This window comes from Pseudomonas sp. MT3 (assembly GCF_054720805.1).
The window spans coordinates 1-13,254 of sequence record NZ_JBTVPY010000024.1 but is presented as its reverse complement, the minus strand read 5'-3'; the positions used below and the strand labels follow the sequence as shown (position 1 = coordinate 13,254).

Genomic DNA, 13,254 nt, shown 5'->3' with positions numbered 1-13,254 from the left:
AGCTAAGCTCCTGATTGGCTAAAATGCGCATCGTCATTGGGGAGTAGCCGACCGCTCATGCGAGCGGGGGCGACGTCAACACACTTGGCCCACAAGGCTATGGCGTCGCCAGCGATCCGCCTGGCAAGACCTTTGACCACGCAGCCTCCGAACGGCCGGGGAGCGCGTGGTCATGGGTATCGGACCGGCCGGGAGTCTTCACCGTGACGCACCGCCTCATCTCCCGCTCCATCCGCCTGGAGCCTCGCGCATGCTGACCTTCATCCTCGAACTGCTCGGCATGCTGCTGGTGATCCTGATCGCCGCCGAACTCTTCACCAACGCGCTGGAACACTTCGGCGAACGCCTGGGCATCTCCGAAGGCGCCACCGGCTCACTGTTCGCCGCCATCGGTACTGCGCTTCCGGAAACCCTGATCCCATTGCTGGCCCTGTTTGCCGGCACCCGGAACGTGAACCTCAACCAGGAAGTCGGCGTGGGCGCCATTCTCGGCGCGCCGCTGATGCTGTCGACCCTGTCCACCTGCCTGATGGCCTGCTTCGCCTGGCGAGCGCGCGGGCTGGCCGGCCGCGTTCGCCCCGAGCGCAGCGGACTGCAGCGCGACCTGAATTTCTTCCTGATCGCCTTCAGCATCGCCGCCATCGCCATGTTCGTACCGACGCAGCTCCTGCCCCTCCGCATCGGCCTGAGCCTGCTGCTGGTCCTCACCTATGTCGCCTACATCACCCTTACGCTGCGGGCCTCGCAGGAGTTGGTGGAGAACGGCCACGGCACTGAAGCCGATCACCACATGTACCTGTCGCGCCTCGGCCTGCCGACCAACCTGGCGACCATCCTGCTGCAATTGCTGCTGGGCCTTGGCCTGCTGGTGCTGGGAGCGAAGGGCTTTATCCACGGAGTGGAGGGACTGTCACACCTGCTGGGCCTCTCCGCCCTGCTGCTGTCGCTGCTGATCATCCCGATTGCCACCGAGTTGCCGGAGAAGATCAACAGCATCCTCTGGGTCCGCCGCGGCAAGGACACCCTGGCCTTCGGCAACATCAGCGGCGCGATGGTGTTCCAGGGCACCCTGCTGCCCGCCATCGGCATCCTGCTCACCCCCTGGCAACCGCGCATCGAAGTGCTCACCGGCGTACTGATCACCCTCGGCGCCGCGCTCTGGCTGCGTCTCAATGCGCAGCGCGATGGACTGCCGGTCTGGGTGCTGCTGCTGAACGGCGTGCTGTACGCCGCCTATCTGGGCATCACTCTGTCACGCTGACGCCTGCGGCGTACCGCCTACACTGACCAGTCTGGGCTGCCGATGCTGCGGCAGCCCCTTGTCATCGAGATACGCCGAAGGAGTGAGCATGAAAATCCTGGTAGTCCTGACCTCCCACGACCAGCTCGGCAGCACCGGCAGAAAAACCGGCTTCTGGCTCGAGGAGTTCGCCGCTCCCTACTACGTGTTCAAGGATGCCGGCGCCACCCTGACCCTGGCCTCGCCCAAGGGCGGCCAGCCACCGCTCGACCCCAAGAGCGACGCAGAGGACGCGCAGACCCCGGCCACCCGCCGCTTCCGCCAGGACAGCGATGCGCAGGTCGCGCTGGCCAACACCGTGAAGCTCAGCGAGATACAGGCCGACGACTACGACGCCCTCTTCTATCCCGGCGGCCACGGCCCGCTCTGGGACCTGGCCGAGGACCGCACCTCGGTGGCGCTGATCGAAGCCTTCCACTCCAGCGGAAAACCCGTTTCCGCCGTCTGCCATGCCCCCGCCGTATTCCGCCATCCGCGCGGCCTGGACGGCCGTCCGCTGGTGCAGGGCCGGCATGTCACCGGCTTCAGCAACAACGAGGAGGAAGCGGTGGGCCTCACCGACGTGGTGCCATTCCTCGTCCAGGACATGCTCAAGGCCAACGGCGCCCGCTACAGCAAAGGCCCCGACTGGCAGAGCCACGTCGAAGTCGACCGGGGACTGATCACCGGCCAGAACCCCGCCTCCTCCGAAGCCGTGGCCAAAGCCGTACTGAAATTCCTGACCTGACAATGGTTTGCACCGCTCCGGTTGGACCTCGGGGCGGCTTTACCGTAGAATGGTCACGACCTTCAAAGGTTTTGGGGCCGATTAGGATTCGACGCCGGTAACAAAACTCGAGGGGCATGCCGAGTAGGTGACAGTTCTCGTAAATCAGCTGCCACAACTTTATAGTTGCCAACGACGACAACTACGCCCTAGCAGCCTAAGTGCCGCTAGCAGACCCTAGGGGATGCCTGTAAACCCGACGATTAGGTCTGTCATATAGAACAGGATCGCCGCCAAGTTCGCTGTAGACGTAACGGCTAAAACTCATACAGCTCGCTCCAAGCACCCTGCCACTCGGGCGGCGCGGAGTTAACTCAGTAGAGATGGCTAAGCATGTAGAACCGACAGCGGAGAACTGGCGGACGGGGGTTCAAATCCCCCCGGCTCCACCAATCAAATCGTTAAGTCTTTGATTTTTAAGACTTAACTGATCAAGGGGTTCAAACCGAGTCTGGAAATTTCTCGCAAATTTCCAATTACGACGAGGTTGAACCCCATGATCCATCTCTCTCATTACCTGTACCGCGACCACGCAGATCGCCTGACCTTCCGGCTGATCCTGCCCAGCCTCCTGCAACAACGTTTTCCTTCCGTGGGCCGCGAAATTCGCTGGTCGCTCGACGGTGTCCCGCTGGACGACGCTCGGGAGCTGGCCCTGAATCTCGCTCGGCGCATTCGCGATTTGCGCTTCCGTCTGGGCGACATCAAGACCGCCGAAGGCCTGCAGCAGGAACTCCAGCGGATTCAAGGCTCGATTCCGCCGCTGAGCCGTCAGAGTGCCCCCAGCCCGGCCGCGCGCCCCCACAGTTCGCAGGTCGCCTGCCCGGTTCAGGACCTCAGCCTCAGTGTCGGTCGTCAACGCTTCGAACAACTGCGCCTGACGCCGACCTTCCTGTTGCGAGACCAGCAGCAGCTCACCTTGCAGGCACCCTTGCCGGAGCTGCTCGGGGCCGCCTATCCATTGATGCTGAAGACCCAGGTGTTCGACCTGCACACCCTGAATCCCCAGGAAGGCGAGCAGCGTGCCGCTTTCATCCTGCAAGGCCTGGCGGAGCTGAGCGAGCGACTTCAACATTGCCTGGATCGCGGTGAATGGCTGCCCCTCTACCAGGCCAGCTTCCATCTCGAGGCCCTGCGTCGCTACCTGCTTCCGGAACACGGCCTGCACTTTCACCATGACCCGCGCTGGCTGCCACTGCGCCCACAGGATTTGCGCGAGCGCGACCACGAGTACCTACGCCGTCTAGACGCCCCGGCCGGTTCCGACACACCGAGCCATCGGTTGCATCCAGCGACCGGCGGCGCACATCGGCTGGACATCAGCACGCCTCAACTGCTGCGCGAGCACTACCCCCAACTGCCGGATCAGTTGACCCTCGACCTGCACACACAGGATCTACACGAGGCTGTGCTGAAGGCGGGCTTTGTGCTGGAGCGCTTCGACTGGCTGACCGATCTGGTGAGGCAGGGCCAGCACTTTGGCGGAGGCATTCCAAGCCTGCACGAATTGCGTCTGCACGTGGAGGCAATTCGGGGCCGCTTGCGCACCGATGACGACCATCCCCAGCCTCCGCGCCCCACGCAACCCGACGCTGCCGCCTCAACGCGAGACGCCAGTTGGACCTTGCCCAGCGCGCACGCCGATACGGTGCCAGCCAATCCCCTCGGCGCATTGTTCGCCAATGGCTTCCAGCCCCGCAGCGAACAGCGCACTGAGGGCCAGATGAGTGTCCATCAACTGATGGAGCGCTACCGGCGCGAGCAGGAGCTGACCGGCCAGTGGTCCCATCAAGGCACGCGCTTTCTCAACTGCGCACGCCTGGAAGTAGTCTGCGAGCTGTTGGGGCCTACGCGCCCCATTGCGTCGATCACCACCGAAGACTTTCGCAATCTGCGCACTGTGCTGCTGATGTACCCCCGCAACCGCCGACAGATCAGCGAGCTGAACGACACACCGATCCACGTCCTGATCGCACAAGGGGGCTATGAAGCCATTCACGCCAAAACGGCGAAGAAGTACTTCGACCTGGCCAAGGGCATGTTTCGCTTCGCCTACGACAATGAGTGGATCGGCCGCGACATCGCGGGCCCGGTTCGGCTCAAGGAAATATCCCGGAAGAAGAGCAGCCGCATCCGCCGCGCCTACACGCAGCAGGAACTGCAGATGCTGTTCAACGGCCCGGTGTACACCGTCAGCGAGGTCCCGCGCTGGCGCATGGACAACTACAAGTTCTGGCTGCCGCTGCTCGGGCTGTTTACCGGCTCCCGGCTCAACGAACTCTGCCAACTCACCCTGGAGGATATTTGCCAGAGCCCCGGAGGTATCTGGGTCATACGCCACAACCTCAACCACCCGCACAAGCTGCTGAAGAACGCCAGCAGTGAGCGAGACATTCCGCTGCACTCGGTGCTCATCGAGAAAGGTTTTCTGGAGTTCGTCGCGCAACGCAGTGCCGAAGCCTCATCGCGCAAGGAGCTGCTGTTTCCCGAAATGCGCGCGGACATTCGCCGGGCTCACAGCCATCTCGCCTCGCGCTGGTTCTGTGGCGACCCGCAACGGGTCGGCTACTTACAGCAGTGTGGCTTTCCTCGACGCAATGGGCTCAGTTTCCATTCGCTACGCCACACCTTCGTCAACCAGTTGCGCCAGACCGGCGTGGACCAGCCACGTATTCAAGCGCTGACAGGGCATATCAATGACTCGACGACCGGGGAGTATGGCAATGGCTACAGCATGGAGCTCAAGCAGGAGACCATGGAGATGTTGCGCTTCCACCTCGACCTCAGCCATGTCAGCTATGAGCACTTTCAGGCCCTACAGAAACGCAGCTTTCGCCCCGGTCGCCCCACCTCGGCACGACACCTGACCAGTGCGATCCGAAACACCTCGCCGGCCGAGAAACCGGACAACCAGGCACTGGTGGATTGGCTGAAGCAACAACACGACCCACAGTAACCCGTCTGAATGCCAGGCGCCGGTCAGAGTGCCGGCGTCACCATCGACCGCATCCATGGGCTCAGCCCGCCTCCTTACGTTCCCCTTCACACAAAAAATTTCCTACCTATTGATTTTTCTACAACCTCCGCCAGCCGGAGGTTTAAAAATAATCAAGCATCGTTTTAACGCATATCGACATACAGCAACGCTCATACTCTCTTGACAGAGTTAAAACCGTTTCTATATTGGGGCCACAAGCTTGGTAGCCCCAGGCTTGGTCATAGAAAGAGTCTCCTTATGGCCTCACTTCGGAGCCAAGGAGTTGCAATGTCATGCACTAATACTCTGACCTTTACTGTCCCGCAACATAATACGCTCGACCCGCTCATGCTGGCCGCCACAATTCAAGCGCTGCTCAATAACCCTCAGCACTTGAACACCCTCCCCGGTCAGTCTCTACGAGAGACGGCAGCCCCACACAGCTCACCAGCTCCATCGCAGCAGGTCACGCTGCAGTATGCCGCCAACGCCATGGTTCATGAGTACGCCGCGCTTGGACATTGGGAGTACGGCTCCACCTACAAATACCGCTCACAACTGCAGCAAATCATTAACTTGCTGGGCCCTGATCGTCTGACGAGTTCCTTGTGTACGAGCGACCTCACTACGCTGAAAGACTCCCTGAAGTTCAAGAGCAAGAACTCCTTGTATCTACCTGCGATCGACTCCTCGCGGATTCACGATGCGAGCATTGAAGGCAATATCGGCGGCGAAACCATTTACCGCTACTTCAACCTGTTGAAGCGCTTCATCGTTTTTTGCCAGGAATCCAAGTATTCGCTCGGCCAGATAGATATGAGCGTAAAACTTGCCGGGCAATCCCCCAGTACGGACCACTACGCAACGTTCGACTCAACCGAGCTCCATGCGATCTTCAGCAGTCGTGTCTACACCACCGAACCGACCGATCGGTTCCGCTGGACGCCCTACAGTTATTACTTCTGGCTTCCATTGCTTGGCGTGTTCACGGGTGCACGCCCTGGTGAGCTGTGCCAACTGAATGCCGGTGACATCTTCGAAGAGTCCAGCCTCCCCGTCGTACGCATCACCGACAGAGGCCCCCTGCAGCGCCTGAAGACCGAAGCCAGCGCCCGGTCCATACCACTTCATCCTCAACTGATCGCCACAGGTTTCCTCGACTTCGTCGCCATGCGACGCCAGCAGGGCGGCCGATTCCAACCGCTGTTCCCCGAGTTGCCCTATGACCGGCGACATGGTCATGCCCGCGCGGCCTCCCGCTGGTTCAGTGGCCAAGGCAGCACTGACTTGGGTTACCTCAGCGCCTGCGGCCTCAGTAAAGGAATGGGCTACTGCCTCTACAGTTTTCGCCACACATTCATTGACCTACTGCGTAAAGCCGGGGTGCAGGAGATGATGATCAAGACGCTCGTCGGCCATGCCATGGAGGACGACATGACCATCAACTATGGCCAGAATTTCTCCCTGGCCCAACGATACGAGAAGCTTGCTCAACTTCATCTGGATATCGATCTCTCGCACGTCGCGTGGGAGAGCTACCAACGTCTCCAGCGGCTCAAACCGCATTGCCAGAAGAACAGGAGAGCTGCGTCTTAGTGCTGCTGCCGCCCATCACGCGGCCATTTCCAGGAGGCAACCCACCTCCTGGCTGTCAAAGGTTGGCTGCTTTAACGAGCGAGGCAGAACGTCCCCTGCAAAGCCGCCTACGACTCACGGAGCGGGCAATTCCGACTGGGGACGGGGTCGCCCATTCAGCAGCCCTTCATCGTGCTCATCCATGACCTGAGAACGTTGTATGGGTACAGCTCCCAGCATCCTGGGTGGGCCCCCTTCGCCCTTCAACTGCCGCAGCTGACTCGAAAGCTGCATTCCCATCGTTCTGGGAGCGAGCCTGACTCCACTACAGGACTGCAGATGTCCATCACGCCAGCAATCAAAACCAGGCAATGGGAAGGACACGCTGCCGATGTGCCCCCGAACGCTCGCCTGAAGCCCAATCTGCACCTGCTCTGCCAAGCCATCCATAACGTCGCGGCGCTCACATCCATAGTTCACGTGAACGAAGATATCGGTCACACCGTTCCGGGTGAACTGGATGGTCGGCTCGATTCCCCGTGCGCTCAGCACCAAGAGGTCCGCCTCAGTTACATTGACCAGATGCAGCCAGCTGTCAGCCGATGTGAGCGACAACTGCACATTGTAGCCCTGGCTGTTCAGCACCTGTAAGTTGGACCAAGCAGAGTGAACCTGCTCACTCGCAGTCAAATTGCAGAGTGGCTCGTTGCCGGGTCTAGCGCACGCGATACTCCACCGCGTAAACCTGCGATCCAGCTCCCATACCATGTCCATAATGGTCTGCAAGTCCTCGGTTTCGAGCGCAGAATGCACACCCTGGCGCAGCAAAGCCGCCTTCCCCAGGCGAGAGGCTCGGCGCATATAGGGCGTGAAGTGAGGCTCGGGACTCAGTCCTGCACCTGCGGATACGAGGACCTCAACACGGTTTTGAACTCCGTCAACATCGCTCGAAGCTCGCTCATTTCCGCCCTCATTTCCTGAACCTCGTTGCGCATCAACACACGCATTTCCTTGAGCAGCACCTGGTTCTCCAGTGCCAGTGATGTCATGCCCTGAAGCAACGGGTACATCGCCTCCGCCAGTTCCTCGCTGGTCGACACTTTCGCCCTCCGCATGGCATCCAACTTTACGGACAGGGCCAGAGACATCTCCTCCGTCCGGAGTTGGACCTCCTGCCGAGCCATCTCCTCGGCCATTTTCAGCTTGCTCATTCATCCACCATCCCAATCGAAATCTATCTGCTTCTGTTGGTTCATACCCCACAACCGAAATGCCACGCAGCGCCAGCTCGAACCACATCCGCCTGCGGAATACCTCACCTCCGGTAACACCTACTCGCTTCACCCCAAGCAGCCGAGAACGCTCGGCCATTGCCTCGTAAACAGATTGATGGGCGGATCTGGCAACGCACACCTTGGGCGACTCGATGAATGCGGTCCGTGTCGGCTTGTTCCTCCATACCCAATCGATGCGTTGATCACTGACAGGCTTGGCAATAAATCGCTTGAGCGTTGGAGGCTTCCCTTGTGGCAAAGCCGGTACGGAAGGATCGGCCTCCATGTGTATCGACCCCGGATCGACGGGATCAACCGCGAAAGGCCGTAGCAGGTGAAGATGCTGCGATGGCGCAAAGTTGAGCTGTTTGGCGAGCGCCGACCATGCGTAGCCCTTCCCCAGGTCACTTCCTTTCATAGGAAACCCATCCCCATACTGAAACGAGATTCCAGAGACTCGACCAGTACTCGCTATACGGGGGATTGGCGTGACACCGGCATCGAGCAGGCGCTGCCAGAAAACAGGAAATGGGGGATTTCCAGCCAACGCCACATCGACTATTTGCTGAAGCAACATTCGGTTTGAGGGCTGCCCGGTGCGAATGGCCATATTCAGCTCATTGCCCGTTGGCGACCTTTTCCGAGCCGGCTCCCCACCAGGCCGTCCAACGGTCACCTGATACAAGCCATGTTTCACTTCCAGCCGAGCTGCGGCAGCTTCCCAGAGTCGAAAATCCATGCGCGGATTCCAGATCCGTCCACCACGCTCGACGACAGAAAATACGATGTGGACATGCAGGTGAGCCTTATCACCATGCACGACATACATCGCCTGCCGATCTCCAGGAGCGACTTCAGCCATCGCTTCTTTAGCCAGCTCAATCGCCTGCTCGGCTGTCAATTGATCAGCCTTGTGCTCGGCATCGCCGGGGAAAAAACTCAACACGGAATGCACAAAATAGTCCTCCGGTGGCTTTTTCCCGCAGCGCTCCCGAGCAGTGAATTCCCACAGCGAAGCAGCCCACTGTTTCGCATAGCTGAGCGGTGTCTCGCCGGGCAACATCGGCAACGCGTTGATCGACTCATGCCGCAGCACGCGCTCATTTGACTTGCCCTTACGAGACAGCAGATACCGAACCAGGATGCGCAAATGTCGCTTCGAACGATGTTTGCGGACCTTAAAAATCATCCAGCAGCCCCCGCAGGGCACGCAGTTCGGCTGCGATTTCACGCAGTGCTGCGTCATCCACAAGCAGTCCAGCATTGGCCGAGTGAGCCAACTGATTGAGATTGTTGCCGATGCGAGACAAGTGATTGATCGACTCAGCGTCCCAGACTGGGATTGGCGGAATGATTTCGCGATCCAGCGCGGCCCGGACCAGCCAATCGGCAACGCTGAGATGGAGACCACGTGCTTTGGCGGTGATGATTTTCTTGTCGTGAGGAGTTATTCGGAGGCATAGCCTCGCTGTTTTTCTATCCATGATGAGCACCTTGTTATTATTTTTATGTCAATGCTATTGACGCATTAAGTACGCCTTTTCTTTTTCAAGCGAAGCGCCGAAAAAGCGAGCCGCGTGGGGAGGAACGAAGTGACGTACAACGCCTTTGCTCGCAATCGCGCGGCCTCAAATAAAGTATCTCACAGCTAAACCTACGAAAAACGCCGACAGGGAAACTTGGTCGTTTTCCAGGGAAATTCGGTAAGTTACCCTCAGGTTAGCCACCTTTTATGAGCGCACAGTCGTCGAGTGTCTTTCCCACTCAGGCCTTTCTTTTCCAAATTTGGACACCTAACGTCCGAATTCGGCCGTGCCATTCCGATTTCGGCCGCGCGTGGCCATACGCGGTGGTCGTCTGCCGTATTTGGCTCATTGCCACCGAAATCGCCGAAGAAAAACCGAATTGGGAAAGGAGGTGCCAATGGCTCAGCTACGTATGATCAACGAACCTGGACTGGTCGAGCAGGTGCAATCCAGCCTTTACGAGGCCGGAATGATCTCCCTGACCGAGGTCAGAGACTGCATCTCGAACCCCAGGATCCGGGATTTCTACGTGCGAGATCTCGACACCTCGGGTCTTCCGCTCGCCGGTATCAGTGCCCTGAGTGAAATCAGCATGCTGGCGGACAACTGGCAGAAAACCTATGCCATCAGCCTTGACGGCTGGCGAGACAGGCAGGGGTCGCTTCAGCTTGTCGATGGCTTCCACTTCCAGGACCCGAGCATCTCGATCGTACAGGTCTGGTACTGCGATCCACTAGAGATTCGCTCGCACGAACTGAACTGGCTGCTCGCACTGGCAGTGTCATTCACCGATTGCGAATTGCGTCGCTGCGAACGGACCTGCGGGGCGATGAACGAAGTACTCGTACCCCATGGCTTTGCGCTGGAGGACTCCTGGTTCTGAGGGCAGAACGAATCACCTAGCTCTTGAGTGAGGGCAACACTTATGGACAAAAACCTGGAATCCATCCTGTGCTCACGGTACCCCAAGCTTCTCCCTGCGCAGGGGCACGGATGCCTTCAGTTATTCGGCGTCGAATGCCACGACGGCTGGTTCGGCCTGATTTACGCGGCATGCAATTTGATACAGCAGCACATCGATTGCATAGGCTCAGAACAGGCCATTGCCTCACAGATAAAGGAAAAATTTGGCGGGCTTCGCTTTTACCACCACGGAGGGGATGACTACGTCACGGCGATAGTAGACCTTGTGGAGCAACTATCAGTGTCAGTTTGCGAGCTATGCGGGGCCCCGGGCTGCATCCACGAGCGGGATGGCTGGCTCGGCGCTCGTTGCCAACTGCATGAGCAATACAATGAAACACCACCGCCAGATTCGAGCGCCTGGCTCAGGCGGGGGGAGTCGCTGACTGAGGTACTGAAGGCAGCACTCGTGCTCTTCGCCTTCAACTCAAGCCAAACATCCCGCTGGTTGGCATCTCCGGCGAGAGCCTTCGATATGAAATCCCCTGTCGAACAACTGCAAGAGCACAACGGCTTTCGTGATGTGATGACTCTGATCGGGCGGATTGAGTATGGAGTGCTCCGGTAATCGAATCCGCGTGGCCAACCATCAGCTCAACACCAACCAGACTGGACCGGTTGGCGTCGCATAGCTGTCACGAAGCAATGCCGGCGCCAAGGGATGACTGCCCCGGGTGTCTGCTACACCATGGGCTTCTGACCTTGGCCTCGCTTTATTAGCTCTATTGCGTTGATTAGCTGTACAGCTAATCAATCTGGATTACAAAATCTGCGATGGCACACTCCGTGGATAGACACCAGCAGTCCCACTTCGAACGAGAGATGCTTGAGCTAGTCCGGCAGGCCCTGACAGAGGCTTTCGGCAGAAGCGTTCAAGCAGAATCCAGATCCACGATCATTACCTCTGCTCACTCCGTTAGCCTGCTCAAGATCGACTGGGATGGGGAACCCGCATTTGTTGCGATTGAGGTCATCCGAACTGCCTATCCCCGAGATATCCATGGGGTGCTGTGGCGCCTTGATACACTAGAGTTGTGCCCAGGAAGGGCAAAGCCAGGGACTCTCATAAAGCTGATCGCCGCTGCGCACCTCAGCCCCGGAGCGAAGTCAGCACTCAAAGACAAGGGCTACGCCTTCTTCGAACGCAGCGGAAGTCTTTTTCTGCGTACGGAAAAAATGCTCATCAATATCGAGTTCCCGTCCACGTCGTCAGCCCGTTCACACTCCGTTGATCTATTCACAGAAGCCCGTGAAAGGGCTGTACATGGACTGCTCAAAAACGCCTCTCAATGGATGGCAGGCGCAGACCTCGCAGAGCAAGCACGGACCTCCACATACACCTGTTCCGTCGTGCTACAGGAACTGGAACGTCGAGAGTGGTGCGAATCTCAAGGTGCAGGTCGAACTAAACGGCGGAGGCTCGTTCAGCCTGGAAAGCTTCTGGATGAGTGGGCTGAACATTGGCGGCAGCGAGACGTAAACAGGAGCCGCTGGTACATCTTCGTCGAACATCCTCGCCTGCTGATCGATCGGCTTAGCGAGCTGGTAAAGGAATCTGGCGTTGACTTTCCTTGGGCCTTTACCGGGGCAGCGGCAGCAAACATCTACGCCCCTTTGCTCACCCATGTTGATTCAGCTGAAATCATCGTTCCACCTGGGTATGCGACTATTCTGGGGACAACACTTAATATGAAACCCGCGCCGAAAGGCAGCAACGTCACGATCGTCGAGCGTGGTGGCGCCAGCCTGCAGTTTCGAGAGTGCTCCCCCTTGCATCCCCCCTACTTCGCCGGTCCATATATCCAGTACCTCGATCTGCTCGATGGGCGTGGAAGAAATAAAGAACTGGCAATCCATCTCAGAGAAAGACTGGAGCAGAAATGGGTGACAGTAAGCCTGTAATCTGGAAAACATCATCACGAGGTTTCAATCCACGCCCTCTCGCACGGAGTGCGACCAAAGCTCGATGCTCAGAAGGCCTAGGCAGTCTCCCAAACATGTTTTCAACGTGCGATTCGAAACGCAACGCCTCGCCCTTGGTCTTGAAGGTCTTCCGGAACCGCTTCACTGGCGATACCCGAACGTCGACCGTCCAACGTCCGTCTTCCAGCTTCGTGATCGCCACTAGACAGCCCTCCCCCAACGAAGATTTCGCTCTTCAAGGAGGTCTTTCACGTGCTTATAGATCGCGTCGAGGTCCTTTCCCTTTGCGGCGTAATGGTCGCGAATGACGGGCCAGCATTCCCATTCCTGAAGTCTGGCCATCACCCGTGAAGACCAGTACGCCATCCTCAACGGCTGGCTCAATCATGCCGAGAATCTGGAGCTGGAAGTCACTGGAGTACGGCAACCGGACGGCAGCATTAGCCGTTCAGCGCTGGAGCAAGCGAAAAGCATCTTCAGGAGCGAGGTTTACAGCAAGCATGAGGAGTTGGCCGAGCGCTCAGCCGGCACCCAGGCAACCGCTAGCAGCAAACCCCAACCGAGCGTTGCCCCCTCAAGCCCCCAGCTCACCCTAGTGCAACTGCATGCACTCCAGCAGATCGATGCGGAAGAGCTGGAGGGGCCGCTTACCAGTCGAACCCGAGATGAGTATGAGCGCTATGTGGAGCGAATCATTCGGCTGCCGCGGGGCGCTACAGGAGTCGAAAATTCTGTGATGGCGCCTCCATGATGGGGGGCAACAATGCCAGTCAGGCCACGCAGATGGTTAGCAGGAATGGAGGGGTAATCGGCATCCCCGGTAAGCAGAACCTTTTCAGGGCGGTGTTCCAGTTTAGCCAAGAGGGCAAGTGATTCATTGTTCCTCAGGTAGGCTGCGCTGGACTGTAAGCGAACGGGCATTACACGTTGCCAGCGGATACCCAGTTGTG

Annotated in this window: 10 protein-coding genes, 1 other RNA gene and 1 riboswitch; of the genes, 8 read left to right on the top strand and 3 right to left on the bottom strand. The window is 58.6% G+C overall.

Translation table 11 applies throughout. The features are described 5' to 3' along the window. Positions 1 to 26 precede the first annotated feature (26 nt). Positions 27 to 198: riboswitch (yybP-ykoY riboswitch) on the top strand. Positions 199 to 250: 52 nt separating this feature from the next. From ACYCAX_RS21430 to ACYCAX_RS21410, 5 genes are all read left to right on the top strand, one after another. Then, entirely contained in the window at positions 251 to 1,261 is a 1,011-nt protein-coding gene (locus tag ACYCAX_RS21430; RefSeq protein ID WP_294976615.1) for a sodium:calcium antiporter, read from the top strand. Between the two features lie 88 nt (positions 1,262 to 1,349). Next, positions 1,350 to 2,027 carry a type 1 glutamine amidotransferase domain-containing protein gene (locus ACYCAX_RS21425; RefSeq protein ID WP_294976618.1) on the top strand — a complete coding sequence of 226 codons (678 nt, stop codon included), beginning with the start codon at positions 1,350 to 1,352 and terminating at the stop codon, positions 2,025 to 2,027. 73 nt (positions 2,028 to 2,100) lie between these two features. Then, positions 2,101 to 2,458, top strand: a transfer-messenger RNA (tmRNA) gene (gene ssrA / locus ACYCAX_RS21420). Positions 2,459 to 2,562: 104 nt separating this feature from the next. Next, on the top strand, positions 2,563 to 5,022 hold the full coding sequence (locus ACYCAX_RS21415; RefSeq protein WP_049311127.1) for a site-specific integrase: 2,460 nt from the start codon (positions 2,563 to 2,565) through the stop codon (positions 5,020 to 5,022). Positions 5,023 to 5,331: 309 nt separating this feature from the next. Next, a complete protein-coding gene (locus tag ACYCAX_RS21410) occupies positions 5,332 to 6,639 on the top strand; it encodes a site-specific integrase (RefSeq protein WP_049311128.1) in 1,308 nt (435 codons plus the stop codon). A 114-nt stretch (positions 6,640 to 6,753) separates the two neighbouring features. Here ACYCAX_RS21410 and ACYCAX_RS21405 read toward each other — a convergent pair whose 3' ends face one another. Then, entirely contained in the window at positions 6,754 to 9,081 is a 2,328-nt protein-coding gene (locus ACYCAX_RS21405; protein ID WP_161802122.1) for a relaxase/mobilization nuclease domain-containing protein, read from the bottom strand. Further along, complete coding sequence (locus ACYCAX_RS21400) at positions 9,071 to 9,376, bottom strand: MobC family plasmid mobilization relaxosome protein (RefSeq protein ID WP_071534427.1); 306 nt, start codon at positions 9,374 to 9,376, stop codon at positions 9,071 to 9,073. The genes ACYCAX_RS21405 and ACYCAX_RS21400 overlap by 11 nt, the downstream gene beginning before the upstream one ends. A gap of 439 nt (positions 9,377 to 9,815) precedes the next feature. Between ACYCAX_RS21400 and ACYCAX_RS21395 the strand changes: the two genes are divergently transcribed. The 3 genes from ACYCAX_RS21395 (at position 9,816) to ACYCAX_RS21385 (ending at position 12,283) form a co-directional block, all read left to right on the top strand. Beyond that, on the top strand, positions 9,816 to 10,301 hold the full coding sequence (locus ACYCAX_RS21395; RefSeq protein WP_049311133.1) for a hypothetical protein: 486 nt from the start codon (positions 9,816 to 9,818) through the stop codon (positions 10,299 to 10,301). Positions 10,302 to 10,343: 42 nt separating this feature from the next. Then, on the top strand, positions 10,344 to 10,949 hold the full coding sequence (locus ACYCAX_RS21390; protein WP_049311134.1) for an MbcA/ParS/Xre antitoxin family protein: 606 nt from the start codon (positions 10,344 to 10,346) through the stop codon (positions 10,947 to 10,949). 254 nt (positions 10,950 to 11,203) lie between these two features. Continuing rightward, entirely contained in the window at positions 11,204 to 12,283 is a 1,080-nt protein-coding gene (locus tag ACYCAX_RS21385; RefSeq protein ID WP_071534430.1) for a type IV toxin-antitoxin system AbiEi family antitoxin, read from the top strand. 699 nt (positions 12,284 to 12,982) lie between these two features. Here ACYCAX_RS21385 and ACYCAX_RS21380 read toward each other — a convergent pair. Then, the coding region (locus ACYCAX_RS21380) for a hypothetical protein (RefSeq protein WP_460248777.1) at positions 12,983 to 13,254 on the bottom strand (272 nt) is incomplete at its 5' end.

Coding starts and splice junctions, on each gene's coding strand:
- ACYCAX_RS21430 (WP_294976615.1), top strand. CDS start 251: ATGCTGACCTTCATCCTCGAACTGCTCGGCATGCTGCTGGTGATCCTG.
- ACYCAX_RS21425 (WP_294976618.1), top strand. CDS start 1,350: ATGAAAATCCTGGTAGTCCTGACCTCCCACGACCAGCTCGGCAGCACC.
- ACYCAX_RS21415 (WP_049311127.1), top strand. CDS start 2,563: ATGATCCATCTCTCTCATTACCTGTACCGCGACCACGCAGATCGCCTG.
- ACYCAX_RS21410 (WP_049311128.1), top strand. CDS start 5,332: ATGTCATGCACTAATACTCTGACCTTTACTGTCCCGCAACATAATACG.
- ACYCAX_RS21405 (WP_161802122.1), bottom strand. CDS start 9,081: ATGATTTTTAAGGTCCGCAAACATCGTTCGAAGCGACATTTGCGCATC.
- ACYCAX_RS21400 (WP_071534427.1), bottom strand. CDS start 9,376: ATGGATAGAAAAACAGCGAGGCTATGCCTCCGAATAACTCCTCACGAC.
- ACYCAX_RS21395 (WP_049311133.1), top strand. CDS start 9,816: ATGGCTCAGCTACGTATGATCAACGAACCTGGACTGGTCGAGCAGGTG.
- ACYCAX_RS21390 (WP_049311134.1), top strand. CDS start 10,344: ATGGACAAAAACCTGGAATCCATCCTGTGCTCACGGTACCCCAAGCTT.
- ACYCAX_RS21385 (WP_071534430.1), top strand. CDS start 11,204: ATGCTTGAGCTAGTCCGGCAGGCCCTGACAGAGGCTTTCGGCAGAAGC.